Origin of the sequence: Marinomonas sp. IMCC 4694 (assembly GCF_008122525.1) — a bacterium.
Classification (GTDB): Bacteria; Pseudomonadota; Gammaproteobacteria; order Pseudomonadales; family Marinomonadaceae; genus Marinomonas.
On the sequence record NZ_VSRV01000001.1, the window covers coordinates 182,724 to 208,970 of the forward strand.

Genomic DNA, 26,247 nt, shown 5'->3' on the forward strand with positions numbered 1-26,247 from the left:
CGCCGTGGCTGGTTCCATTTTGGAACACACCACGGCTAACCAAAAAGGATGTAAACGAATGACGACGTATAAAACGGTGGCAGAGTCCAATAATTTTATCGTTTTGGATAAATACACTAAAGAATGGCAGGTTAACGAAAGTTTTCAAAGTGAAGCGGATTTAGAACGTGAGCTTATTGAAGACCTAAGCAATCAGGGCTATGAGTATTTACCCGCGTTAACGACGCCCGATGCCATGATGGCGAATGTGCGCAAGCAGCTACAAACGCTGAATAAGGTTGTGTTTACCGATGCTGAGTGGGCGCGCTTTTGCGAGCAATACCTGAACACACCCAGCGACAATAGTCTTGATAAAACTCGCAAGGTGCACAGTGACTATATCTTCGATTTTGTCTTCGATGATGGCCATATCGAAAACATTTACCTGTTCGACAAGAAGATCACTGCGCGCAACAAAGTGCAGGTGATTAAGCAGTTTGAACAAACGGGAAGCCACGCCAACCGTTACGATGTGACGATTTTGGTTAATGGTTTGCCTTTGGTGCAAATCGAACTGAAAAAGCGCGGTGTGGCGATCCGTGAGGCGTTTAACCAAATACATCGTTACAGCAAAGAGAGTTTTAATGCCGAGAACTCGTTGTACAAGTTTTTACAGCTGTTTGTGATCTCTAATGGCACCGACACGCGCTATTTTGCCAACACCACTAAGCGCGACAAAAACAGCTTCGACTTCACGATGAACTGGGCAAAGTCAGACAATGCGCTGATTATGGATTTAAAAGACTTTACCGCGACTTTTTTCCAGAAAGAGACCTTGCTTGAAGTGATCTTGCGTTACTCGGTATTTGATGTCAGCAACACCTTGCTCGTGATGCGCCCTTACCAAATTGCGGCCACCGAACGCATTTTATGGAAGATAAAGAGCGCGTTTAACGCTAAAAATTGGCGCTCTCCTAGTAATCAAAATAAGGAAAGCGGCGGGTACATTTGGCACACCACGGGTTCAGGTAAAACACTCACCAGCTTTAAAGCGGCCCGTTTGGCCACCGAGTTAGATTGTATTGATAAAGTCTTTTTTGTGGTGGACCGAAAAGACCTCGATTTTCAAACCATGAAAGAGTATCAGCGGTTCTCGCCTGATAGTGTGAACGGTTCAGACAGTACCGCAGGGCTAAAAAGCAACCTCGATAAAGACGATAACAAGATTGTTGTTACCACGATCCAAAAGCTCAACAACTTAATCAAAGGTGAAAGCGATCTCGCTATTTACCACAAGCAAGTGGTGTTTATTTTTGATGAGTGTCATCGAAGCCAGTTCGGTGAAGCGCAGAAAAATCTGAAGAAGACATTCAAAAAGTACTACCAGTTTGGCTTTACCGGTACGCCCATTTTCCCTGAAAACGCCTTGGGTGCCGAAACCACAGGCGACGTGTTTGGTCAGCAGTTGCACACCTATGTGATCACCGATGCGATTCGTGATGAGAAGGTACTCAAGTTCAAAGTAGACTACAACGACGTTCGCCCGCAGTTTAAGCACATTGAAACCGAGCAGGAGGATAAGACGCTCAGTGCCTTTGAAACCAAGCAAGCCTTTTTGCACCCTATGCGGATCAGTGAAATTGCCCAGTATATTTTGAGCCATTTTAACCAGAAAACCCATCGTGCTTATGCTGGCGCGAAAGGGTTTAACGCCATGTTTGCGGTCAGCAGTGTGGATGCGGCGAAAGCGTACTATGAAACCTTCAAAACATTGCAGGCCGAGGCTGAGAATGGACCCACAAGTAAACCTCTGCGCATTGCCACTATCTTCTCATTTGCGGCCAATGAAGAGCAGGACGCCATTGGTGATATTTTAGATGAGAGCTTTGAAGTCAGTGCCATGAACAGCAGTGCGAAAGCGTTTTTGAGTGCTGCGATCACGGATTATAACGCCCTGTTTAAATCTAACTATGGCGTGGACAGTAATGGCTTTCAGAATTACTACCGTGACCTTGCCCAGCGGGTTAAGAATCAAGAAATAGACCTGCTCATCGTGGTGGGGATGTTTTTAACGGGCTTTGATGCACCGACGCTTAACACCTTGTTTGTTGATAAGAATTTGCGCTATCACGGCTTGATGCAGGCGTTTTCTCGCACTAACCGCATTTATGATGCAACCAAGACCTTTGGCAATATTGTTACCTTCCGTGATTTGGAGCAGGCAACCATTGACGCCATCACTTTGTTTGGTGACAAAAACACCAAAAACGTGGTGTTGGAGAAGAGCTACAAAGAATACATGGAAGGCTTTAACGACATTGCGACAGGCCAAGCGCGTCGAGGTTTTGTTGATATCGTAAAAGAGCTGCAAGCACGCTTTCCGACGCCAGAGAACATTGAAAAAGAACAAGATAAGAAAGACTTTGCCAAGCTGTTTGGTGACTACCTAAAAGCGGAAAATATTTTACAAAACTACGATGAGTTTGCCGGTTTAAAGGCACTGCAAAGCTTAGATACCAGTGATGAACAAGCGGTTGACGCGTTCAAAGTCAAGTACTACTTGGACGATACTGACATCGAGACAATGCAAGCCATCGAGATGCCGAGCGAGCGTGCTGTCCAAGATTATCGCTCTACTTACAACGATACCCGTGACTGGTTACGACGCGATAAAGAAGGTCAGGACAAAGATAAGTCAACGGTAGACTGGGACGATGTGGTCTTTGAAATTGATTTGCTTAAATCCCAAGAAATCAACCTCGATTACATTCTTGAACTGATTTTTGATCACAATAAGAAGAACAAGAGCAAAGACGGTTTGATTGAAGAAGTTCGTCGCATGATCCGCGGTAGTCTTGGTAATAGAGCGAAAGAGAGTTTGGTCGTGGATTTTATCAAGCAGACCAACCTTGACGACATCAACGACAAAGCCAGTATCATCGACGCCTTCTTCACATTCGCTCAGGCGGAGCAGAAGCGCGAAGTCGAGGCCATTATTGCCTCTGAAAAGCTCAATATCGATGCGGCCAAACGCTATATTGCCTCATCACTCAAACGGGAATACGCCTCTGAAAACGGCACTGCACTCAACGACGCCTTACCCAAACTCAGCCCATTGAACCCACAGTACCGAACCCAGAAGCAAACGGTGTTTCAGCGTGTTGCTGCGTTTGTTGAGAAATTCAAAGGCGTGGGCGGCTCGCTGTAAATGGGGCTTGGGGTTCTACAATAGAAAACCGCCCTTTGGCTAAGCCAGAGGGCGGTGGTAGCGCAATAACCCTTAAAAGGTGGGTCGTTGCAAAGGTCTCGGTATCACTTATATTCTGGCAGCCTTACAAGCTTCCCCTAATTCATCTAGTTTATCTAAACCCGCTTTTTCACACTCTGGGTGTTAACATTCATCACCGCGTAAACTAACCCAGTCTTTTTAATCCCCCTCAGAATTCAAGTTAACAAATTTGACGCTTTTTAGTGTCATTATTGTGGACTTGTGCCCCACAAAGATTAAGTCTACTCTTATGGCATGTTTAAGTGTCATCCTTGATAACTAGAGGCGTATGGTGAAAAAGACTGAGGCAATTAAAAAGCTCTTAGAATATGACAAGCGTGGTCGCTGTGTTTTTACTCATTCAGATTTGGCGAAAATCTTTCATCAAGATAATGAACGAGCATTGCGTGCGGGAATTAAACGTTTGCAAAACGATGGCTTGCTCACTCGAATGATGAATGGTGTGTACTTATACAATTTAGCGCAGTCGAAAGGCAGCGATACGTTGGAGAAAATTGCTAAAACCATTCGACGTGGTGAATATAACTACATTAGCTTGGAGTCTGCACTTTCTGATTTTGGGGTTATTTCACAAATGCCAGTAGATCGCTTAACGGTTATGACAACGGGACGTTCCGGTGAATTCAAAACACCTTTGGGTACCATTGAATTCACGCATACGAAACGAGATCCAATGGATATTATAGAAAATACCCGTTTAGTCGGCAGACCACTTAGGTTAGCAACGAAACAAACGGCATACAGAGACTTAAAACGAGTTGGCCGAAATACACATTTAGTAAGCAAGGATGAGCTATATGAAAATTGATCAAGAAAATTTCGCGCTATTGGTGAATAAAGCAATGCAGGTTGAAAATGTATCTCATATGCGTTCAGTGATAGAGAAAGAGCTCTTACACTACGATATTTTATTTGCGCTAGAGAAAGGTGGACTTCTGGACAAACTAACGTTTCAAGGTGGCACGTCGTTACGACTTTGTTATGGAGGCAATCGTTTCAGCGAAGATCTGGATTTTGCTGGCGGGAAGGGTTTCAGCTCAGCAATGTTGGCAGACATGAAAGATTGTATAGAAAAGTACATTGGCGAACGCTACGGGCTTGAAGTGACAGTAAGAGAACCAGAGGATCTAAAGCAAGATCCTAACTATTCTGAATTGAGCATTGATAAGTGGCAAATCGCGGTAGTGACTTCTCATGAGAGAAAAGATCTGCCAAAACAAAAAATCAAAGTAGAAGTGGCAAACATTCCAGCCTATACAAGAGAGCCGCAATCTCTTCAAATAAACTATGATTTTTTGCCTGATGGATACAGTGATACGCTAATTTTGACAGAAAGCTTGGAGGAAGTCATGGCGGATAAAATCATTTCCTTACCTGCCACAACAAGGTATGTCCGCCACCGAGATATATGGGATTTAGCTTGGTTACAGCAACAAGGCGCGACACTCAATATGGACTTAGTTAACAACAAGGTGTCAGATTATAAACTTGAGCACTTCAACAAAATGTTGGAAAACTTTCTCGAAAGACTTCCTGATATTGTGTCTAGTGATGTGTTCATTGCAGAAATGAAACGTTTCTTACCAACAGATGTATTTGATAGAACTCTAGCTCAGGATAAGTTTCAAGTTTATCTGCAAAATACTTTGGCGAAACTGTTTAAAACGGTGAGTAACGAATTACTAGGCAAGGTGACTAATAATGAATTTAGAATGTAAAACAGGGATGAACTAACGCGTTTTTCAGTGGGTAGCTAGGTTGATAAAAAATTAGGTTCTCCTGAAAAACGAAGCCAAGGACGTTATCACGTCTGAAACACTCAACGACGCCTTACCCAAACTCAGCCCATTGAACCCACAGTACCGAACCCAGAAGCAAACGGTGTTTCAGCGTGTTGCTGCGTTTGTTGAGAAATTCAAAGGCGTGGGCGGCTCGCTGTAAATGGGGCTTGGGGTTCTACAATAGAAAACCGCCCTTTGGCTAAGCCAGAGGGCGGTGGATGGGTTTTACAAAGAACGATGGTCTGATGTTAGTGACGAATCAAGTAATCAAACGCACCAAGGGCCGCGGTGGCGCCAGAGCCCATCGAGATGATGATCTGCTTGTACGGCGTGGTGGTGACGTCGCCGGCGGCAAAGACACCAGGCACTGAGGTCTCACCGTGGGCGTTGATGACGATTTCGCCGCGATTGGTTAATTCCAACGTGTCTTTCAAGAATTCACTGTTCGGTACTAAACCGATTTGCACGAAAATACCCGCTAGATCGACCTTGTGTGATTCGTTGGTGGTGCGGTCTGTGTATTGCAGTCCAATCACTTTTTGGCCATCGCCCAATACTTCCGTGGTCATGGCGTTTTTAATGATGGTGACGTTTGGCAAGGAATGGGCTTTTTTCACCAAAACCGCGTCGGCACGCAGCGTATCGCCAAATTCCAATACGGTAACGTGTTCTACGATGCCCGCCAAATCAATCGCTGCTTCAATGCCTGAGTTACCGCCACCAATGACGGCGGTTTTCTTGCCTTTGAAAATAGGGCCATCGCAGTGTGGGCAGTACGCCACGCCTTTGTTACGGTATTCTTGCTCGCCCGGTACGTTCATTTCTCTCCAGCGTGCGCCTGTGGCTAACACAACGGATTTACTTTTTAGAATCGCGCCGTTTTCCAGCTCGATTTCGATGAATTCTTTCTTCTCAAGTCGAACCGCTTTTTGCAGTTTCATCACGTCGACATCGTAGTCTAAAACGTGTTGTTCAAGACCTGCGACCAATTTTGGACCGTCAGTGGCTTTCATAGAAATGAAGTTTTCAATCGCCATGGTATCGGCCACTTGGCCACCAAAACGCTCTGCCACCACACCGGTACGAATGCCTTTACGCGCCGAGTAGATCGCGGCCGCCGCGCCTGCTGGGCCACCACCAATGACCAACATGTCGTAAGGGGCTTTTTCAGACAAGCTCGCGGCGTGTTTGTCGGCGGCGCCGGTGTCGACCTTGTTTAGAATTTCGTCTAGGGTCATGCGGCCTTGGCCGAACAACTCGCCGTTTAGATAAACGGACGGTACCGCCATGATTTCACGCTGCTCTACTTCGTCTTGGAACAAGGCGCCGTCGATCATGGTGGCACTGACGTTCGGGTTCAATATGGCCATTAAATTCACCGCTTGAACCACGTCTGGGCAGTTGTGGCATGAGAGGGAAATGTACACCTCAAAATCCAATGTCGCGTCCAACGTTTTAATCTGTGCTTGTGTGTCTTGCGCGACTTTTGATGGGTGACCACCGGCTTGTAACAAGGCCAATACGAGAGAGGTAAACTCGTGACCCATTGGAATGCCAGCAAAGCGCACACGCGGCGCTTGGCCTGCGGGGCTAATCGCCATTTGTGGTGCGCGACCTGTTGCCTTGTCGTCGATGATCAAGGTGATTTTGTCGCTCTTTAGCTCGGTAATTTCACGGGCTAAGTCGAGTAATTCTTGTGATTTTGCGGTTTGATTGGTGGACACAGTAATGTCAATCGGGTTAACGATATTCTGCAGGTAGGTGCCCAGCTGTTGTTTGATGTTTGCTTCTAACATGATGATGAAACCTGTGTTTGATTGAGTGATTAGCTGTGTTGCGAAGTAAAGGAGAGGGCTGGGGATCTGACCCCTTTTACGGTTTATTGTCTAAACGTGAGTAAAAGGAGCCAGAAAAGTCAGCTTAGATTTTGCCAACAAGATCTAAAGAAGGTGTCAGTGTTGCTTCGCCTTCTTTCCATTTTGCAGGGCAAACTTCACCTGGGTGAGCGGCTACGTATTGTGCGGCTTTCACTTTGCGAAGAAGATCTTGCGCATCACGGCCAATGCCTTCAGCCGTAATTTCCATCGCTTGGATTGTGCCTTCTGGATCGATCAAGAAAGTCGCACGGTCAGCAAGACCTTGACCTTCGCGCATCACACCGAAGTTGTTGGTGATCTTGCCAGACTGGTCGCCTACCATGTAGTACTGGATTTTACCGATGGTTTCAGAGCTGGCGTGCCATGCTTTGTGAGTGAAGTGCGTGTCGGTAGACACAGAGAATACTTCAACGCCACGAGACTGAAGCTCAGCATAGTGGTCTGCTACGTCGCCAAGCTCAGTTGGGCAAACAAAGGTGAAATCAGCTGGGTAGAAGAAAAAGATAGACCATTTGCCTAGCACGTCTTTTTCAGAGATGTCGACGAATTCGCCGTTTTTAAAAGCCGTTGCATTGAATGGTTTGATTTGCGTGTTGACCATGGTGTTTCTCCTAGAGGGATTTAAGTATGTGTTGTTAACAGAGCTCATAGTAGGAGAAGTATGATCATTTAGAAAATTGTTATTAACTAAAGTTTCAATTAGGAAAAACTATTGATCAACCTCAAGTAAAGCAGAAAAAGGCGACGACCGATAATCGTTAAGACATGAAGTGGCGACTAGCGCCACTGTTCAAAACGTGCCATTTGCAAATGACGTTCGCGTTCCGCTTGGTCCACGGTTATGGGGGTAAACTGGATGACATCGCCCGGCTTTTGTTGCGCTAATAGGCCGCCTCCGATGCGCGTGACACAGCCTATTTTTGGGTAGCCGCCGATGGTTTGCCTATCTCGCAGTAACACGATGGGTTGGCCGTCTTTGGGGATTTGAATCGCGCCGTACGCAATGCCCTCGGAAATAATGCCCTTGGTGTCGCTGCGGATGGCTTGGCCTTCTAAGCGATAGCCCATGCGATCCGAGTTTGACGATACCGTATAATCGCTGGAAAAAAAGGTGGCCCGCTCCGATGTGGAGAAGCCTTTGTATTGATAGCCTAAGATCACGGGAATGTCTTTTACACCGTAATGGGGTATCGCCAATCGCGGTACTGACGTTTGCCGATGCACCGCGCCGGTTTGGTAAGCCAGCAGATCGCCTTTTTGCAATTTGTCGCCCTTGCCCGTTAGGCCGCCGATTTTCTCGCGCACGACGGTCGCCACGCTGCCTAGGGTAGGTTCGCATAAGAAGCCCCCTTTAACGGCAAGGTAAGCCCGTAAGCCCCATACTGGCTGGTGGAACGCGAGCACATCGCCTTTTTTAATGGCGTAGCTTTGCCACGGCGTGAGGCTTTTGCCATTCAGCGTGGCGCCCAAATCGGCGCCGGTAATGGCGATGCTGGTGTTTGCTTGGGCTTCTACGGTGAACCTACCAAAGGTGATTTCTATTTGCGCGGCGTTAGGCTCGTTTTCCAGCAAGGCGTTGCCCCAGCGAAACGCTACTTCGTCCATGGGGCCGCCGGTGGTGAGGCCGATGGACTGATGACCGTGACGACCTAAATCTTGCAGCAGCGCCAATAAGCCGGGTTTGATTACCTTAAAAGCCATCGAGCTGACCTCCTAATACTAAGAATTCGTCCCGAGAAATCGGCTCGAACCGAACCGAGTCGCCCATGGCGATTAAGGCGAGATTCTTGCTGCCCCAATCGATTAAATGGATCGGCGTACGGCCAATAATTTGCCAGCCGCCAGGGGTGACGCTGGGGTAGACCGCGGTTTGGTTTTCAGCAATGGCGACGCTGCCTACGGGTACTTTTAAGCGTGGTGTGGTTTTACGCGATACGTGCAGTTCGTCGGGTGTGTTGCCCAAAAAAGCAAAGCCCGGTGTGAAGCCAATCGCGTAAGCTCGGTATGTGGTGCTGTGATGACGCTGAATCACTTCGTCGATACTGAGCCGACAATGGCGGGCCACGTCGTTGAGGTCTGGCCCAACTTCGTTGGCGTAATACACGGGAATCACCACTTCGCGATGGTCAATGATCGACACGTCGTTTGGGTCAATGGCGCGTAGGGTCTGACGAATGGCTTTGACAATAGCAAAGCGGTCATAACGGTCGTCATCAAACACCACCAACAGCGTGGTGTAAGATGGCACCATATCGACAATGCCCTCCAGCGTGTTTAATTGCTGAGTAACCTGAGCGATGTAATGAGATGTGGCGTCGCTGATGACTTGGCTAAACGTCAGTAGACAGGCCTGATTGCTGACCATGTTGAGGCTGGGCAGGTTGTTATCCGTCATGTCGGGATTAGGCCGGTCGGTATTGAGAAAGACATTCTGGCTCATGGCTTATTTCACGCGGCCTTTGTGGTGTGGATCGTTAAGCCGATCGATGAGCGTACGAATCCGCGTTACCGCATCGACGGCGTGGGCGCCATCACCGTGTACGCAAATGGTGTCGGCGTGAATGGCTAGGGTTTTGCCCGACGCGGTGGTCAAGGTGCCGTGTTCACAGAGTTGTGTTACTTGCTGTTCGATCAGGTCGAAACTGGCGTGCACTGCGTTGGGTTCTTTGCGCGGCATGAGCCGCCCTTCGTCTGTGTATAAGCGATCGGAAAAGGCTTCAAACCAAACGCTGAGGCCGTATTTTTTCGCCATTTTCTTGATTTCAGGCGCTTCCGGTACCGCCATCACCATTAAAATCAGAGTGGCGTCGAGTTCGCTCACCGCTTGCATGACGGTGTCGAGCACGGAAAAATCCGCCATCATGGTGTTGTACAAGGCACCATGGGGTTTGACATAGTCGATTTGCGTATTTTGGCTGTCGCAAATGCCTTTGAGCGCGCCAATTTGGTATTGAATAAGGGCTTTTAGCTCCGCGGGGGCAATGTCCATATTACGACGACCAAAGCCCACTAAATCGGGATAAGCAGGGTGCGCGCCAATGGTGACGCCGTGCTGTTTTGCCAGTGCCACGGTTTTCGCCATAGTGAGTGGGTCAGAGGCGTGAAAGCCACAGGCCACATTCGCTTGGTCCACAAACGGCATGATTTGATCATCGAGACCCATTGCCCATGTGCCGAACGCTTCGCCCATATCGCAATTTAATTTCATCGTTGATTCCTTTTGTTGAATTAGTTTTGTGACATGGTGGTCGGTAAATACGTGACAATCTCAGGAAACACGCTGATGAGCAGAATCGCCACGCCGATCAATAAAAAGAACGGTAAGGCGGCTTTGGCCACGTACAAAATATTTTTCCCCGTGAGCGCCTGTATCACAAACAGATTGAACCCCACCGGCGGGGTTATCTGCGACATTTCCACCACCAAGACAATGAAAATACCAAACCACAGTAAGTCAATGTTCGCCGCTTCGACCATGGGTAAAATCACCGCCACGGTCAGCACGACCACAGAGATGCCATCGAGGAAGCACCCCAAGATCACAAACAATACTGTCAGGTACAAGATCAATTCCATCGGCGACAACGACATGCCAGCGATCCATACGGCCAGCGCTTTAGGGATGCCTAAAAAGCCCATTGCTAAGGTCAAAAAGTGCGCGCCGACCAAGATAAAACCAATCATACAGGAGCTTTTTACCGCGCCTAATAAGCTGTCCATAAAGCTGTGACGACTTAATGAACCTGTCAACGCGGCCAGCACTAAGGCGCCGGTAACACCGATGGCCGCGGCTTCGGTTGGCGTGGTAATGCCACCATAAATGGAGCCTAAGACAAAGCCGATGAGACCAACCACGGGTAAGAGTTTGCGCAACCCTTTGATGCGCGCTGACCAGCTGGTTTCGTGCCCCGTGGTTTTGGGTAATTCGTCTTTATGTAGGTGTCCCCAGATCATGGTGAAACCCATGAATAAGCTCACCAATAATAAACCCGGTAACGCACCGGCAATAAACAAGCGCGCAATAGAGACTTCCGCTGCCACGCCGTATACGATCAAAATAATCGATGGCGGGATCAGTAAGCCCAAGGTGCCTGAGCCGGCCAGTGTGCCGATTGCCATGCGGTCGCTGTAGCCTTGCTTGCGCAGCTCCGGCAGCGTCATGCGGCCAATGGTCGCGGCGGTGGCGGCCGATGAGCCAGACACTGCGGCGAAAATCCCGCAGCTTAAAATGTTCACGTGCAAGAGTTTGCCCGGCACGTTGCCCAACCAAGGGGACAAACCTTTGAACAAATCTTCTGATAGGCGCGTTCGAAATAACACTTCGCCCATCCAAATAAACAGCGGCAAAGCGGTCAGCGACCAAGCCGTACTGGCGCCCCAACTGGAGGTGGCGAAGAGCAAATCTACTTGGTAATTTTCAGACAGAATTAAGCCTAAACCGCCAATGGCGATGAGCGTAAACGACACCCAAACTCCCAGCGACAACATGACCAGCATGGTCACCGCGAGCACAATCGACACCCACATCATATCCATTAGATTTCCTCCAAAGACAGGGCGTCTTCTTGTTGGCTGTAGGTTGGTTTTTCGCCTTTTAGTACCATAATTAGGGCATCTAAAATGGCCAAGTTTAGTGCGATCACACCCACAGCGACCGGCACTTGGGGTATCCACAGCGGCACAGGAATATAGCCGTAAGACACTTCTTCGTAAATATAAGACTCATACACCATGTAGCTGCAGGCATAAGATAAGTAGCACAGTAGAGCAAAGGAAAGAATGAGGATCGTGGCTTCTTGAATTTTTCGTGGTAAGGGCGAAAAACGTTCGATCACCAAGGTAACGCGAATGTGACCGCCTTCACGAAAGGTGTACGCGAGGCCAAGAAAAGTGGACGCCGCGAGCGCATAACCGGCGAAATCTTCCGCAGAAGGCACAATAAAGCCCAATAAACGACCGACGATTTGCGCCAATAACAGCAGAGTGATGATCACGATACACAAGCCGGCTAAAAGGCCAGAGGCTTGGTACAGTTTGTCTTTTAATGGACTCATAAGGTTCACTTTTCTGGAAACGATGAAGGCAAGGATGTGGGAAGTAATCGCCGTGATCAAGCCTTCCTTTCTTTCTCGCTTTTATGCCGTGTGCCAAAGCAAAAGAGAGGAAGGCTTGTTGACTAAAACGGGCGGTTCTTAGTTCTCGTAGCGAGACAAAATAGCGCCAATGTCTTTAGGTGCTTCGGCTTTCCATTCTTCGGTCATGGCTTTACCAATGGCTTGCAACTCTTTGAGCAACTGGGCAGAAGGTTCAGCAACGGTCATGCCGTTTTCGATCAAAGTGGCTTTGTCTTTTGCTGCGCGAGCGGCGACTTTTGTCCAACCTTCCGCTTCGGCATTTTTCGCCGCGTCCAGAATGATTTGCTGAGTCGCTTTGTCTAAACGGCGAAACGCGCGTTTATTGACCACAACGATGTTTTTCGGGATCCAAGCTTGCACATCGGTGTAGTTTTTCACGTAATCCCACGCTTGGCTGTCTACGCCGGTAGAAGGGGATGTGATCATCGTTTGAATGATGCCGGTACTAAACGCTTGTGGAATATCAGGCACTTGAACGGTGGTCGGTGTGGTACCCATTAGGTCGGCAAGGCGAGAAGTAGATGGGCTGTAAGCGCGCATTTTTGTGCCCGCTAGATCGGCCAGTGAATTGACGGGTGCCTCGCTGTACAAGCTTTGTGCTGGCCAAGCGACCGCGTAAAGCATCATCATGCCATCTTTGTCAAGCTGCTGTGATACGGCCGGTTTCGCGGCTTCCCACAGTTTTTTCGCGTCTTCAAAGGTCGTGGCTAAAAAAGGAATGTTGTCGTGTTTATAAATTGGGTTTTCATTGCCCAAAATGCCTAAGAACACTTCCCCCATTTGTACTTGGCCGCTTTTTACCGAACGAGGGATTTCTGTGTGTTTTACCAAAGAGCCGCCAGAATGAACGGTTACGTCCAATTCACCTTGGGTTTTGTCTTTGATTTCTTGGGCAAAAGAGTACGCGATTTGCGTGGGTAAGTTGCCGTCACCGTAAGGCGTTGGCATGTGCCATTTTTCGGCAAAGCTGGCACCGGATACAAGTCCGCCAATTAAGAGTGCGCTGGTTACTTTTAACATGGTTCGTTCCTTTTAATTGATTATAGTGTTGTTTTTGGTTTTGGTTTTGGTTCTTAGTGTGAGTCTAAACGTTAGATTAGTACGGTTATGTCACGGTGTAAAACGGTGCTGTTTGTGGGTGTGCTACATCACCGACAGATCGGTGTCGAGTAAATCCGTCACCAGCATTTTGCCCGGTGCATGAGTAATGCAAATAGGCGGTTTGGCGTTACGGATCGCGACCTGAGGCGTCACGCCACAAGCCCAAAAGACAGGGACTTCACCGTCTTTTACCGTGACCGCGTCGCCGTAGTCAGGGTTTTGTAAATCGTCAATGCCGATCTCTTTAGGCGACCCAAAATGCAAGGGCGCGCCGTGGGCTTTCGGAAAGCGAGTGGTGATTTGAATCGCACGAATGGCGTCTTTTGCCACATAAGGCCGCATCGTCACCACCGTATTACCGAAGAAACGCCCCGCGGGCACGGTGGCAATATTGGTTTCAAACATGGACACATTCACGCCTTGTTCTACGTTGCGCGGTGTTAGGCCGGCTTGAGACAGGGCGTGTTCAAATGAGAAAGAGCAGCCAAGTACAAACGCCACCATGTCGTCTTGCCATAGGTCTTCAATGTCGGCGCGGCTTTCGACCTTTTCACCGTTGCGGTACACATAATATTCAGGAATGTCATGGCGCATGTCGATGTCGTGACCCAGCTCTGGCATTCTAAAATGGCCGATTTCTGAGACGCCAATCAAGGGGCAAGCGACAGGATTTTTCTGACAAAACAAAAGAAACTCATTTGCCCAATCAGCGGGTAGAATCACCACGTTGCCTTGCATGGCACCTTGCACTAAGCCGCTGGTCACGCCGGTATGGGCTTGACGGCGAATGGCTTGGCGCAACTCATGGGTTTGTTGTAATAACGGCGTCGCTACAGAACTCATCACTTTATCCTTATTCTTGCCACAATGTGTTTCAACAAGAGTAGATCTTGCTATGGATAAAAGTCTAATCGTGTTTTTTTGGGTTATTTGATCCATTTTATTTATCAAAGCGTTATCCTTGTCCGATTTTGGCCTTGTCTGATTTTGTCTTTGACGGATCTTTTTAAGAAAGGTAGTTTTGAAGGCAGAAAGTGTGAAAGACAGAAAGTGTGAAAGACAGAAAGTGTGACGATACGGTTTCCTCCCCTTTTTTAGTGAGCTTATTCAGCATGACATGTAAACAGGCGTCTTTTCCTTGGCAAAATCGCGAGCTGGTCGCTACGTGGCAGAGTGCTTTAGACATTATTGATGCAAGAGGCCAATCCGTTTTTACCGAATTGTTTGAGTATGTTGAGCCTCAGCAAGGCGTGCTAAACGGGGCGATTGTGTCGATTAAAGATCTGTTTCAGGTGCAGGGTTATAAGACGCAAGCGGGGTCGGTGTTTATCGATAAGACGCCGGCGCTGCAAGACGCCGAGGCGGTGGCTTTATTGAGACAATCCGGTGCCAGTTTCTTCGGTCATACGACTATGACGGAGCTGGCGTATTCAGGGTTGGGGCTGAACCCTCATTATGGTTCGCCAGAGAATCCGATTCATCCTGGGCGTATTACTGGTGGCTCTACCAGCGGTGGAGCGGCCTCGGTCGCCTTGGGTATTGCCGACATGGCGCTCGGTACGGACACCGGAGGGTCGTTGCGTATTCCAGCGGCGTTTTGTGGCTTGACGGGGTTTAAACCCTCGCAGTGCAGCGTGTCACGAGTGGGCTGTTTGCCCTTATCGAGCAGCTTAGATTCCGTGGGGCCTATTGCCCGTACCGTCGAAGAATGCGCATGGCTGTGGCAAGTGATGTCTCATCGTGAAGTCGCCTCGATCAACACCGATGCGTCTTCACTTGCTGATGTGTCTTCACTGACTTTAGTCGTGCCAAGCAATTTTGGTATGAATGACTTGGATGTGCTGGTGGAAGACGGCTTTGCTGAACAATTGGCTCGCCTCGAAGCCGCAGGTTGGGTGATTGAACGGCGTTATATTGACGCGCTAGAAGCGTATAAAATCTTGCCAGTTTGGCAATTTTCGGCGTTTGAGTGTCAGGCGTTTTATGGTCAGCACTACGATTTAGCGAACGCCGACATGGATCCGCGAGTGGCTTCCCGTATCGCTCGGGCGAACACGATTAATGCGGAAGACTTTGAGCAGACTCAAGCGGCTCGTCAGGCTTTTATTCAGCGAATGGCAGAGGAAGAACCGAATACGATTTTCTTACTGCCGACGGTGGCGATGGTTGCGCCCCGATTGACGGATGTAGAACACGATGCCCAATACGATCGCTTGAATTTATTGTGTTTACGCAACACGTCCCTCGCCAATGTGTTGGACGGCTGTAGTGTTTCGTTGCCATTTCGCTATCAAGATGAACCCATGGGATTCATGCTCACCGCCTGTCATGGCAAGGATCAAGCGCTGCTGAGCATCGCCAAACGCATGGAACCGATTCTCGCTTAGTCTTCCTCTTGTTGCTCTGTAAATGCGGTGGCGGCCGCAACCGCAATGTTGGTAGCGACTTCCGCCAAAGGGTTGAAGGGGTCATTGGCATAGGAGGCGGTAAACGCAAGGTCGCTTGGGGTCCAAATAGCGCGAATTTTTTGCAGCTCGCCTGAGGCCAGTTCTTTGCTGATCATCACTTTGGGCAAGGTGGAAATACCGACGGCGTCAATGGCTAGACTTCGGCACGCTGCGAGGGACGTAGACGCAAAAAAGTGCGTTGGAGGCCCATCCAGTTCTCGGAATTTTTGGTTGATTTCGACATAAGGTTTGGTCGCACGGGCGTAGGTAATGATCGGCCATTTGGCCAACTCTTCTAAATACAATAATCGGTCGGGCAATTGCAGCTTTGGGCTGGCAACCCAAGAAAGCGAAAAAGTGCACAGCTTCCTATTGACGATATTAGGCTCAGAAATAGGCCCCATTAAAAGCCCCAAATCCAGCGATCGGTCTTTGATGCCGTGGGTAAGATTGGACGAAATGTCGACGGTCATTTCCACGTCTAAATGGGGCATGTCGGTGTGCAAGCGCGATAGAAAATCCGGCAGCCATGTATTCACAATGGTTTCTGACACACCCAATCGAAGCACACCAGAATACGCATTCGACAAGGCGGCGCGTTTGCGAAGTTGCTCGGTCTGATAGAGTATTTTTTCTACGTAGGGCAGTAGCTCTTTGCCTTTTGCGGTTAAGGTAATCGGACTGGACCCCCCTTCGCGCTCAAACAATTTCACGCCCAATTCATTTTCTAAACCGGAAATACGCGCGGAAATCGCGGGTTGAGTGGTATGAAGGCGCTCGGCGGCTTTACGAAAGTTGCCCAGCGAGGCGACCCAAACAAAAGTTTCTAGGCGTTTGTAATTCAATGAAGCGCTCCTGAATAAGCCATCGAAAGGGTTATCCTAATTGTTTATGAAAACGCCGTGCCGCAATCACCAGACCCACTAGGGTAAAGAGTCCGAGCCACAAGGCATCATTTTGTAACCCCAACAGGCTGGCGTCGCGTAAGACAATGGCCCGCGCCATGCGAATAAAATGCGTGGCGGGCAGAGCTTCGGCAACCCACTGCGCGCCTTCCGGCATGGCGTCATAGGGGAACATAAAACCAGACAGCAAAATAGAGGGCAACAAAATAAACACGGTAATTTGCATGGCTTGAAGCTGAGTCGAGGCGACGGTAGAAATGATCAGGCCTAAGGTTAAACTGGCGAAAATGAACAACAAGGACGCCATGCCCAGCGCCATTAGGCTGCCGGTTACGGGCACGGCAAACACCCCATACCCGACACCCAGAATAATGCCTATTTGCAGCATACCGATCACCACATAAGGGACGATTTTGCCGATCATCAGTTCCATCGGTCGAATGGGGGTGGTGATCAGAAACTCCATGTTGCCTTGTTCTTGCTCACGAACCAGGGCGGTGGCGGTGAATAAAATCATCGTCATGGTGAGAATCACAGCCAGCAAGCCGGGCACAATGTTGACCACGGTACGTTGCTCTGGATTAAAATATTGCACCACTTCAAACGTCGGTGTGGTCTGGCGTAGAGTGCGATTTGCAACCTCGTTTAGGGGCATATTACGCAGGGCTTTAATGGTCGCGGCAACAACGGTGTCTGAGCCATCGACGATCCATTGTCCAACCGGCTGACTTAGGACGTTGCTGGCTTGCATGGGGTCGTATTGAGCATGCTGTATGAGCCGTGTGGTCATGTCGGGCGGCAGGTACAATATGGCGCGCACATCGCCATGGGTAATCGCGGTTTGTGCCGCCTGAAGGGAAGCGTAACGCGCGTCGAAATCCACCGATTGCGTTGCTGCGACAGCGTGTACAAGGGCGCGGCTTTCGTAGGTTTGGCTTAAATCGACTAGGCCAACAGGGAGGTGTCGTGCATCGGTGTTGATGGCGTACCCAAACAGCATAAGTTGCACTAATGGGATCATAATGATCATCCCAAATGTCATTTTATCTCGCGATAACTGTTTGATTTCTTTTATTATGATTGCAAGGATTCGCCCCCATCCTGAGCCTTGGTATGGCTTCATTGTTTTATGCTCATTGTTTTATGCTCATTGTTTTATGCTCGTGGTGCGCAGATCCGGTGCAGGTTACAAACACATCTTCTAGGCTGGGGCGCACCTGCTGGACCGCACGTGTACCGCACAACGACTGGATAAACGCCAGTGGGTCGGCTTGGCTTTTGGCGACCAAAACACGCAGGCGAGCGCCAATTTGTGCCGCAGATAGCACAGGTTCATGCCGCAGCAAGGCGTGCTTGAGTTGACGCAAATGTTCGCCGCCAATCTCGATGACGTTGGCGGGCATGGCGTTCATCAGCGTATTAGGAGAGCCATCGGCACGAATGTTTCCGTCTTCCATGATGGCCAGTGCGTGGCAGCGCTCCGCTTCGTCCATGTAGTGTGTTGAAACCAGAATAGTGGTGCCGGCGTCGCTCAAATCAAACAAGCGTTCCCAGAATTCACGACGGTTTTCAGGGTCAACCGCCGACGTGGGTTCGTCCAAAAACAGCAATTCGGGTGAGTGCAGCGTGGCGCAGGCCAGTGCTAAGCGTTGCTTTTGGCCGCCGCTCATGGCGCCCGCGTATTGTTTTGCTTGCTCCGTTAAACCGTAAAGTTGAATGAGGTCGTCAATTCGCTGTGAGCTCTGTTTTCCTTTAAAGCCATAAATAGCGGCAACGAAACGCAAGTTTTCCAATGTGGTGAGCGAATCGTATAACGAGAATTTTTGCGTCATGTAGCCCAGCTTTTGCTTAATGCTTTCTTCGTTGCCCGCCAAGGGTTGACCCAATATCTGTACGTTTCCCGAGGAGGGCGCGAGTAAGCCGGTGAGCAGGCGAATGGTGGTGGATTTGCCGCAGCCATTTGGGCCAAGAAAACCATAAATGCAGCCTTTAGGAATGCGCAAATTTAGCCGATTAACCGCGGTGTGCAGGCCAAAGGTTTTACTGAGTTCGTGTGTTTCTATGGCGAATTCTACGGTGTCGCTCATGGCAAGCGTACTTCAACGGCTAAGCCCGTGGGTAAGTCGTCGGCGTCTTGTAATTCAATGTCGGTTAGATACATGAGCCGTGCTCGGTCGCGTTCGTTTAGGGCATAAAAAGGGGTATAGGCTGGCTGGGAGCGAATGTGGCGAATTCTGCCATTGAAGGGCGTGTCCATACCATCGACCCACACTTTGACCGAGTCGCCGATGTGCACGCTTGCGTGTGCGGTCGCGGGCAAATACACGCGGGCATAAGGTGCCGTGTTAGCCAGTAAGCTCAGCAACTGAGTGCCGGTGGTGACGCGTTCCCCAACATGCCATGGCAGGGTGTCGATGGTGCCAGAAACAGGGGCGCGCAGGGTTAATTGCTCATGCGCGATTTGCTGGCGATTCAACGCCGCGTCGGCGGCGTTTACTTTGGCTTGCGCTAGGGCGATGGTTTCTGGCAAAGCGCCATTTTTTTGCTCTAACCAATGAGCTTGGCTTTCTTCCACTTTCGCGGCGGTGGCGTCTCGATACGCTTTGGCGGCGTCTAAATCCGCTTTACTGAGGGCCTTTTTCTGATACAACTCGGCGGCGCGTTGGTGCTTCAATACCGCTTCTTGATAATTGGCTTGGGCGGCATGGATCGCCGCTTGCGTCGCCTTGAGTTGTTCTGGTCGAGTGCCGGCGAGCAGGCTGTTGAGTGACTGCTGGGCTTGCTCACGTTCGGCGGTGCGTTGCATCAGCAAGGTGTTGCTTGTCGCGTCGTCCAGCGTCAACAATACGTCTCCGGCGTCGACGCGTTGCCCTTCTTTTACGAAGAGCGTTTGAAGGCTTTCTGTCGCCGGCGACAACAATAAAAAGCGTTCTCGTTCTAAGGTGCCCATGGCGCTGTGTTCGGTCTCGGATTGACACGCCGTTAGCGCCAAAAAGCAGAAAAGAATGAGTGCAGGGAGAGTCAACCGTGTCAATGATGTCATGTGTGTCTGTTTCCTAATATGACGATTTACCCATCGTTTTTGTGCCACTGTACTCAGTAAAATGAGGTGCTGCAGTAAAAACCTCGGCTCATTTGCCAACTTATGATATTCACCAATGAAATGTCTGTTTTGCACACCAGACTAATAGGAGTGGCACAAAGCTTGCGGTATGCTGGGCATCATTTTTTAGGATCGAACACGATGAACAAATTAATAGCGTTATTACTCAAGGGGCTGGTGGCGGTATTGCCAATAGGGTTAACGGTTTACCTGATTTATTGGTTACTGGCGACGGGTGAAGCGATCGCTCAGCCCGTGTTGTTGTGGCTGATTCCCGACGTATTGTACTTTCCTGGGTTAGGGTTGATCGCCAGCTTGGGCACCTTGGTGTTGATCGGCTTCTTGGTCAACCTGTACGGCATCCGTTATTTTGTCAAACTTAGCCACAACCTGTTTGAACGCATTCCCTTGGTTAAATCCCTTTATGGCGCGATTAAAGACATGATGATGGTGTTTAATCTTGCCGAAAAGAAAGAAATGAAAAGTGTGGTGTCGATTGAATGGAACGGCGCGCAAGTGATTGGCTTCGTCACCGGCGAACAAACCGGACAACGCCTCTTTGGCGAACAAGGTCTCGTGGGAGTCTATGTTCCATTGAGTTACCAAATTGGCGGCATGACCTTGTATATCTCCCGTGATCGACTGACTGAACTCGACATCGGTGTTGAAGAAGCCATGCGACTGGCCTTAACCGCTGGGGTGCAGGGGCAGAAGAAGGGGTAATCAGTCAATACGGCGTTGGGCTTATTGACTGACCGCCCTTATTTTGAATTGCATTACCGAAGGGCGTGTTGTATCACCGCGACGATCTCGTCACTAGAAGGAACCGTAGCGTTATCTCTCATGACAATGTGGTGGGCTTCATAGCGTGGTGTGTATCGAAAAGGTACCGTCGAGAAAAAGATGCCAACAGTGGGTGTATGGGTTGAGATAGCGACATTGCGAACGCCGGTATCAGGTGCAACCAGCAAAGAAGATCGGGCAATAAGATGCACCAGCTCATTCAATTCCAAGCAAGGCTGAATACTAAAATGAGAATGCAGTTTGGTTAAATCGTTTAGGTAGTCGCCTTTTTCAAAGTCGTTTTTACCTTCTAAGTAAATGTGCTGACTGTCTGGAAATTCGGCCATGCTTTTTTCCAGTACCTCGCGCATTTGGTCTTTTGAGAGTACTTTTCGCAACTGAGAAGCACCATTGAAGTAAAGAATAAAAGGCGATGCTTTATCGCATAATGCTTGATGGTCTGGGTAGGCAAAATCCAATCGATGAGGCGGGTTGTGTCCAAGTACTCTTAACATGTCCAGCATGGTTTCGACTTCGGCTTGGAAATCTGATCGTAAAACGCACAGATTGTAAAGTGTGCCGCGAAGCAAAGCGCGATAAGGAAAACCGATTTTCAGCTTTGCTTTCGTTAAAAATGTTATCCAATAAGAGCGGTTTGTTCCAGCAAGGTCAAAAATAATGTCTTGTTCACCGAGTGCTTTGATACTATCCAGTTTGGCTTTAAATTCGTTTTTGGTCTTTTTACTGGGCATTATGTGCACACAATCGGCCAGATCTGTTGGCATACCATATTGATAATGAGATACGCAAGAAAGGGTGATTTTAGCGTTAGGGAAAAAACGGCGAGCTTCTACCAGAAAGGGTCTTAAGATGACCTGGTCACCCAACGCGGCATGACGAATCACAGTGATTTTTTGAACGTTATTTGGGTTAAAATCAGAGGTGATATACTCCCTGGCTTTTTTTGTGACGTACGCTCCTTGTTCAAACCATAGGTTCTTCATGCTTTCCAGCCATGGATGCTTCATTGTTTTACCTTAGTGTCAGATACTTTAAGGTGTGCTTTTGGCCTTCAAGTATCGATATTGATTGTTGAAAAGTAGGCTTATATAAAGCATTGAATTATAGCGTCGACGTTACTTTAATAAAGGCTTTTTCTGTTAAATTGATTCATTGTAATTGGAATGACATTGTATGAACTTTTTTAAAAAATATCTTTTGCTCGCAAGAAATACTTTTAAAATAAAAGGCCATCATCATATCGATATAGCCACGGATGTGCGTATTCGACAGTGTAAAATTACCATTAAGGGTAAAAACAACACGTTAATAATGGCACGTCATGCCAATTTACGAGGTGTGAACATTGAACTCATTGGCGATAATTGTACGCTTTCCATTGGTGAAGGTTGTGTGATTGGGGAAGGTTGCTATTTATCTTCACGCGAAAAGGGCACCCAACTGATTTTGGGGGCTGGCTGCATGTTGTCGCGTAATGTGAATGTGATGACCAGCGATGGGCACGACATTCTCAGAGAAGGAAAGCGCATTAATCCGGCAAAGAGTATTTTTATTGGCGACCGTGTTTGGTTGGCAGACAGTGTCACTGTATTAAAGGGAGTAACCATTGGAAACGATTGCATTGTGGGCATTAATTCCACGTTAACCAAGAGCATTGATTCGGGTTCGGTGGCCGCTGGCGTGCCTGCAAAAGTCGTTTCGCATGGTGTGACTTGGCAAAATGAGTGCACTTTTTAATAGCTCGTACAATTTAATAGCCCGTACAATAACCTCCCCAAAAAGTGTGTAGATGACCGTGATCGGTAAAGAAGAAACAGGACAAAAGCAAAAAACAGTCGTGATAGTCGGTGCAGGCCCGGCGGGCTTGATGGCCGCGGAAGAAATTTGTGCCGCAGGGCATCAGGTGCAGGTGTACGATGCAAAACCGAGTGCGTGCCGTAAATTTTTATTGGCGGGTGTGGGCGGGATGAACATCACGCATTCTGAAGCCTATCCTGATTTTATTCAGCGTTATTATGACAAAGCCGATTGGCTGGACACGTCGATTCGTCAGTTTGACGCCGACGCCTTGCAAGATTGGATTCATGGGCTGGGCGTAGAAACTTTCGTCGGGACGTCGGGTCGAGTGTTTCCGAAAGACATGAAAGCCGCGCCGTTATTGCGCCATTGGTTGAAGCGATTACGTGAATCGGGTGTGGAATTCCACATGCGCCACAAAATGACGTCAATGAAAAAGAATCATCTGACGTTTGATCATAATGGCGAGACCGTCGAGGTTCAGGCCGATGCCGTAGTATTGGCGATGGGGGGCGCCAGTTGGCCAAAGCTCGGTTCCGATGGGGCTTGGTTGCCGATATTGGCTGAAAAAGGCGTCACCGTTGCGCCGCTGCAAAGCGCCAACTGCGGGTTTTACAGTCATTGGAGTGAACACTTACAAACCAAGTTTGCAGGCAGTCCATTAAAGGATGTGGCGTTTTCGTTTGTGTTCGCTAATGGGCATGTTGTCACAAAAAAAGGCGAATGCATTGTTACCAAAGATGGCATGGAAGGCAGTTTAATTTACGCGTTTTCTAAGTACCTTCGAGACGGAATCAATGCACACACACACTCGTCTTTGACGATGGATTTTTTGCCGTTGCAGAGCGAAGAGCAGGTCGTCAAGAAATTGCGTAATACCAAGCCAAAAGAGTCGTTTAGCAAGTATTTAAAACGCACGCTGAACATCGGTGGCGTTAAGGCGGCGCTTTTGCATGAGGCCTTTAGTAAAGAGGCGTTTCAAACACCAGAAGCCTTAGCGGCTTGTTTGAAAGCGGTGCCGGTGAGTTTTTACAAAACCAAGCCGATTGACGAAGTGATTTCTACCGCTGGTGGCGTGTGCGAAAGCAGTGTTGATGCTCGTTTGATGTTGAACGCACTGCCTGGCGTTTTTTGCGCCGGTGAAATGCTCGACTGGGAAGCGCCGACCGGTGGCTATTTGTTGACCGCCTGTTTTGCGACGGGCAAGATGGCGGGTCGAGGTGTGTGTGAGTTTTTGAACACATAAAAAAGCCCAATGATTCATACCATCGGGCCTTGTGTTTGTATTAAGTTGTCTTATTTAGACGAAATGACTGCCACAACACGACGGTTTGCGTCGCGATTTGCTGCACTGTCATTAGCAAATAAAGGCTTATCTTCACCGTAACCCACGGCAGAGACGCGGTTTGTGTTTACACCCAATGCGTTCGTTAAGGTGTCAGCAACGGCTTGTGCGCGTTTTTGTGACAAGGCTTGGTTGTAAGCCGCTGAGCCTCTGTCATCGGTGTGACCTTCAATCACGACCTTTGCTTCTGGGTATTCTTTCAAGAAAGCCGCGACGTCTTGAATATTTGGGTAGTATTGCTGAGCAATGACAACCGAGTTTGTGGCAAATTGCACATCTAAGCGAATGGTTTTCGCTTTTTCTAATGCAATATAGCAACCCGTGGCATCCACTTTGGCGCCCATTGCAGACGCAGGGCAAGCGTCCATGTGGTCAGCCACGCCGTCTTTGTCGCTGTCTAAAACGCAGCCTTTCATGTCAACCGCGACACCCATAGGGGTGTTTAGGCATTGATCTTTATGATCGGCGACGCCGTCTTTGTCGCTGTCTAAAGCACAGCCTTGCATGTCAACCGCGACGCCCATGGGGGTGTTTAGGCACTGGTCTTTGCTGTCTTCGACACCGTCTTTGTCGGCATCAACCACTTCTATCACTTCGACCATGACCGCTTTTACCGGCTCGGCCATAACTTCCTTTGTTGTTTCTTCTTTTTCTTTTGCCGGGCTTGTGCCAAAAACGTAATGCAAGCCAAGCGTTGTTAGGTTGTCTAATTCATGCTCGTCGGTGTCGTTGATTAAACGAAAATCCGCCCGCAAAGACAGGGCGTCATTTAATGCATATTTGACGCCGCCACCCGCATTAATAAGTGCGTTATTCGTACCTCGGCTGAAATCAATGGTGCCCACGCCAGCGGCTAAATAAGGGGTGAGGTTGCCTTGTTGTGATAAATGATACAGCGCGTCGAGACGAACTTGATCTACATCGATATTACGGCCAGTCGAGACGTCGCTGTTTGCGTTGACGTAGACTAATTCTACGGCCCAAGGGTTGCCAAATTGGTAACCAAAGCCAAGGGATAATGCGGCTGTGTTATCTACGCCACGGTGATTGTCCATGTTGTAGTAGCCGATGCTAGGCGCAACCGTAAAGCCTTCCTCTGGTTGAGCTTGAGCCACAGAAGAGACAGCGATAAGGCCGGTTAAGAGAGCACGTTTATTCAATGTAAAAGACATGGAGAGGTTTCCTGATAAGTTGTTCCATTTTTTTCAGTATCGTCATCATCGATCTGAAAGCGCCGCATTATGGCTGAACGACAAGGGAAAATAATGCAAATGATACAATTTCCAACATATATTTCATTGCTTACAATTTAACAACAAATTAATGGTTGCTTTATTTTAAACGCTTATTTTTAGTGTGGCTAAAAAGCCTATTCTCTAGGATGTTACGCTCAATTATTAACGATTTTGAAACGATGGTTTTCTTTCGGGTGTATTGCGGCGCGGCGCGGCTCAACCTAGACTAATCAGCAACAACCCTTTACGACATGACCGTTATACAAGACCTCTTTGTTTAGAGGCACACGACTTAGAGGCACACGACTATGTTACCTACTTACTTTATTTCCCACGGCGGCGGCCCTTGGCCGTATATGCCAGACCGGCTTGCCATGTTTTCGAATCTTGCCGCGTCTTTGGTTCGCATGACGCTAGAGTTACCCGAAAAACCCAAAGCGATTTTGATGATTTCTGGTCACTGGGAGCGCAGCACGTTCGGCGTTCAATCCAGTCCAGCACCAGGCATGGAATACGATTATTACGGCTTTCCAGCGCATACCTATGAGATTCATTACCCAGCACCCGGTGCGCCAGATGTGGCGGCACGCGTGGCTGAGCTGATCAACCATGCCGGCTTCCCCGTTGATCTGGATGATAAAAAAGGCTTCGACCACGGGGCGTTTGCGCCGATGGCGGTGATGTACCCGGATGCCGATATGCCCTTGGTTCAATTGTCGCTGAAATCCGATTTAGACCCAGAAGAGCACATGGCGTTGGGTCGTGCGTTGGCGCCATTGCGTGAAGAAGGGGTGTTGATTGTTGGCAGCGGATTAAGTTTTCATAACCTTGGATTAAGAGGCCCGCAAGCCATCAAACCCTCGAATGGCTTTGATGCGTGGTTGCAGGAAACCCTATTAGAATCGGAACCTGTAGAACGCAGCGCAAGGTTAGTAGAATGGGACAAAGCACCGTACGCTCGTGTTGCTCACCCAAGGGAAGACCATTTGATTCCATTAATGGTTGCGCTTGGCGCCGCAGAAAGTGGCAAAGCGACGTGTGTTTATCATGATGAAGGGTTGTTTGGCGGTTGGACCGCATCGAGCTTTCGCTTTGATTAAGCGGTTTTCGATTTTTTCGTTGTGTATTTTTTGGTGGCTCTGGATCGAAAGCCGGATCTAGCGCCCACTTGTTTGATACGACCTTTCATTTCCAGCATCGCTATTTTTATCTTTTTATTCGAAGCGGCTAACTTTTTTAATTGCTCTATCTCTTTTAATGCCTCAGCGAACTGCTTTTTAGTCAGCAATATTTCAACCACTTTTTGCATATCTGCAACAACGTCGGTGTGATCCGTCGTGAAGTGAGACACGCTAATGTGAAACGCCTTTCTTGCATTGTCTAAGGTTTCATCAGGTTGATCGGTTTGGTCGTGGTTGCGTGTCAGTGTTGTCATGAAAGCCTTGGGAA

General features: G+C 48.7%; 24 protein-coding genes. 8 read left to right on the forward strand and 16 right to left on the reverse strand.

Annotation, left to right across the window (positions count from 1 at the left end):
- The first annotated feature begins 58 nt into the window (after window positions 1–58).
- The 3 genes from FXV75_RS00815 (at window position 59) to FXV75_RS00825 (ending at window position 4,986) form a co-directional block, all read left to right on the forward strand.
- Window positions 59–3,187, forward strand: coding sequence for an HsdR family type I site-specific deoxyribonuclease (locus FXV75_RS00815; RefSeq protein ID WP_148830744.1), 3,129 nt, complete (start codon window positions 59–61; stop codon window positions 3,185–3,187).
- A gap of 349 nt (window positions 3,188–3,536) precedes the next feature.
- Complete coding sequence (gene abiEi / locus FXV75_RS00820; RefSeq protein WP_410428240.1) at window positions 3,537–4,076, forward strand: type IV toxin-antitoxin system AbiEi family antitoxin; 540 nt, start codon at window positions 3,537–3,539, stop codon at window positions 4,074–4,076.
- A complete protein-coding gene (locus FXV75_RS00825; protein WP_148830746.1) occupies window positions 4,066–4,986 on the forward strand; it encodes a nucleotidyl transferase AbiEii/AbiGii toxin family protein in 921 nt (306 codons plus the stop codon). Before abiEi ends, FXV75_RS00825 begins: the two co-directional genes overlap by 11 nt.
- A 311-nt stretch (window positions 4,987–5,297) precedes the next feature.
- On the opposite strand, the gene ahpF is transcribed toward FXV75_RS00825, so the two are convergent.
- The 9 genes from ahpF to FXV75_RS00875 form a co-directional block, all read right to left on the reverse strand.
- Window positions 5,298–6,845: an alkyl hydroperoxide reductase subunit F gene (ahpF, locus tag FXV75_RS00835; RefSeq protein WP_148830748.1), complete on the reverse strand. Its 1,548-nt coding sequence runs from the start codon at window positions 6,843–6,845 to the stop codon at window positions 5,298–5,300.
- A gap of 124 nt (window positions 6,846–6,969) precedes the next feature.
- Complete coding sequence (gene ahpC / locus FXV75_RS00840) at window positions 6,970–7,527, reverse strand: alkyl hydroperoxide reductase subunit C (protein ID WP_148830750.1); 558 nt, start codon at window positions 7,525–7,527, stop codon at window positions 6,970–6,972.
- A gap of 176 nt (window positions 7,528–7,703) precedes the next feature.
- Entirely contained in the window at window positions 7,704–8,627 is a 924-nt protein-coding gene (locus FXV75_RS00845; RefSeq protein ID WP_148830751.1) for a biotin-dependent carboxyltransferase family protein, read from the reverse strand.
- Window positions 8,617–9,366, reverse strand: a complete 750-nt coding sequence (pxpB, locus tag FXV75_RS00850) for a 5-oxoprolinase subunit PxpB (RefSeq protein WP_262368426.1) — start codon at window positions 9,364–9,366, stop codon at window positions 8,617–8,619. The genes FXV75_RS00845 and pxpB overlap by 11 nt, the downstream gene beginning before the upstream one ends.
- 3 nt (window positions 9,367–9,369) lie before the next feature.
- Complete coding sequence (locus FXV75_RS00855) at window positions 9,370–10,134, reverse strand: 5-oxoprolinase subunit PxpA (protein ID WP_148830752.1); 765 nt, start codon at window positions 10,132–10,134, stop codon at window positions 9,370–9,372.
- A gap of 20 nt (window positions 10,135–10,154) precedes the next feature.
- A complete protein-coding gene (locus FXV75_RS00860) occupies window positions 10,155–11,462 on the reverse strand; it encodes a TRAP transporter large permease (RefSeq protein ID WP_148830753.1) in 1,308 nt (435 codons plus the stop codon).
- Complete coding sequence (locus FXV75_RS00865; RefSeq protein WP_148830754.1) at window positions 11,462–11,980, reverse strand: TRAP transporter small permease; 519 nt, start codon at window positions 11,978–11,980, stop codon at window positions 11,462–11,464. The genes FXV75_RS00860 and FXV75_RS00865 overlap by 1 nt, the downstream gene beginning before the upstream one ends.
- A 138-nt stretch (window positions 11,981–12,118) precedes the next feature.
- Window positions 12,119–13,081, reverse strand: coding sequence for a TRAP transporter substrate-binding protein (locus FXV75_RS00870; protein ID WP_148830755.1), 963 nt, complete (start codon window positions 13,079–13,081; stop codon window positions 12,119–12,121).
- Between the two features lie 123 nt (window positions 13,082–13,204).
- Window positions 13,205–14,005, reverse strand: coding sequence for a putative hydro-lyase (locus FXV75_RS00875; RefSeq protein ID WP_148830756.1), 801 nt, complete (start codon window positions 14,003–14,005; stop codon window positions 13,205–13,207).
- A 209-nt stretch (window positions 14,006–14,214) separates the two neighbouring features.
- On the opposite strand from FXV75_RS00875, the gene FXV75_RS00880 reads away from it, so the two are divergent.
- Window positions 14,215–15,549, forward strand: coding sequence for an amidase family protein (locus FXV75_RS00880; RefSeq protein ID WP_222863067.1), 1,335 nt, complete (start codon window positions 14,215–14,217; stop codon window positions 15,547–15,549).
- Here the strand turns inward: FXV75_RS00880 and FXV75_RS00885 are convergent.
- From FXV75_RS00885 to FXV75_RS00900, 4 genes are read right to left on the reverse strand one after another with little or no spacing between them, the layout of a single operon-like run.
- Entirely contained in the window at window positions 15,546–16,454 is a 909-nt protein-coding gene (locus tag FXV75_RS00885; RefSeq protein WP_148830758.1) for a LysR family transcriptional regulator, read from the reverse strand. The genes FXV75_RS00880 and FXV75_RS00885 overlap by 4 nt on opposite strands.
- Window positions 16,455–16,485: 31 nt before the next feature.
- Window positions 16,486–17,637, reverse strand: a complete 1,152-nt coding sequence (locus FXV75_RS00890; protein WP_148830759.1) for an ABC transporter permease — start codon at window positions 17,635–17,637, stop codon at window positions 16,486–16,488.
- Between the two features lie 10 nt (window positions 17,638–17,647).
- Window positions 17,648–18,601: an ATP-binding cassette domain-containing protein gene (locus tag FXV75_RS00895; protein WP_148830760.1), complete on the reverse strand. Its 954-nt coding sequence runs from the start codon at window positions 18,599–18,601 to the stop codon at window positions 17,648–17,650.
- The gene (locus FXV75_RS00900) at window positions 18,598–19,557 is read right to left on the reverse strand and encodes an HlyD family secretion protein (RefSeq protein ID WP_148830761.1); all 960 of its coding nucleotides are present in this window, start codon (window positions 19,555–19,557) and stop codon (window positions 18,598–18,600) included. Before FXV75_RS00900 ends, FXV75_RS00895 begins: the two co-directional genes overlap by 4 nt.
- A gap of 201 nt (window positions 19,558–19,758) precedes the next feature.
- Here FXV75_RS00900 and FXV75_RS00905 point away from each other — a divergent pair, with 201 nt between their 5' ends.
- Window positions 19,759–20,340 carry a DUF502 domain-containing protein gene (locus tag FXV75_RS00905; RefSeq protein WP_148830762.1) on the forward strand — a complete coding sequence of 194 codons (582 nt, stop codon included), beginning with the start codon at window positions 19,759–19,761 and terminating at the stop codon, window positions 20,338–20,340.
- Between the two features lie 53 nt (window positions 20,341–20,393).
- Here FXV75_RS00905 and FXV75_RS00910 read toward each other — a convergent pair whose 3' ends face one another.
- Window positions 20,394–21,428: a glycosyltransferase family 9 protein gene (locus FXV75_RS00910; protein ID WP_222863068.1), complete on the reverse strand. Its 1,035-nt coding sequence runs from the start codon at window positions 21,426–21,428 to the stop codon at window positions 20,394–20,396.
- A 166-nt stretch (window positions 21,429–21,594) separates the two neighbouring features.
- Here FXV75_RS00910 and FXV75_RS00915 point away from each other — a divergent pair, with 166 nt between their 5' ends.
- Both FXV75_RS00915 and FXV75_RS00920 read left to right on the forward strand, forming a co-directional pair.
- Entirely contained in the window at window positions 21,595–22,158 is a 564-nt protein-coding gene (locus tag FXV75_RS00915; RefSeq protein WP_148830763.1) for an acyltransferase, read from the forward strand.
- A gap of 52 nt (window positions 22,159–22,210) precedes the next feature.
- Window positions 22,211–23,464, forward strand: coding sequence for a TIGR03862 family flavoprotein (locus tag FXV75_RS00920; protein WP_148830764.1), 1,254 nt, complete (start codon window positions 22,211–22,213; stop codon window positions 23,462–23,464).
- Between the two features lie 50 nt (window positions 23,465–23,514).
- On the opposite strand, the gene FXV75_RS00925 is transcribed toward FXV75_RS00920, so the two are convergent.
- Window positions 23,515–24,735 carry an OmpA family protein gene (locus tag FXV75_RS00925; protein ID WP_148830765.1) on the reverse strand — a complete coding sequence of 407 codons (1,221 nt, stop codon included), beginning with the start codon at window positions 24,733–24,735 and terminating at the stop codon, window positions 23,515–23,517.
- A 371-nt stretch (window positions 24,736–25,106) separates the two neighbouring features.
- Here FXV75_RS00925 and FXV75_RS00930 point away from each other — a divergent pair, with 371 nt between their 5' ends.
- Entirely contained in the window at window positions 25,107–25,898 is a 792-nt protein-coding gene (locus FXV75_RS00930; protein WP_148830766.1) for a DODA-type extradiol aromatic ring-opening family dioxygenase, read from the forward strand.
- Here FXV75_RS00930 and FXV75_RS00935 read toward each other — a convergent pair.
- On the reverse strand, window positions 25,895–26,233 hold the full coding sequence (locus FXV75_RS00935) for a hypothetical protein (RefSeq protein ID WP_148830767.1): 339 nt from the start codon (window positions 26,231–26,233) through the stop codon (window positions 25,895–25,897). The two genes, FXV75_RS00930 and FXV75_RS00935, sit on opposite strands and share 4 nt — an antisense overlap.
- Window positions 26,234–26,247: the final 14 nt, after the last annotated feature.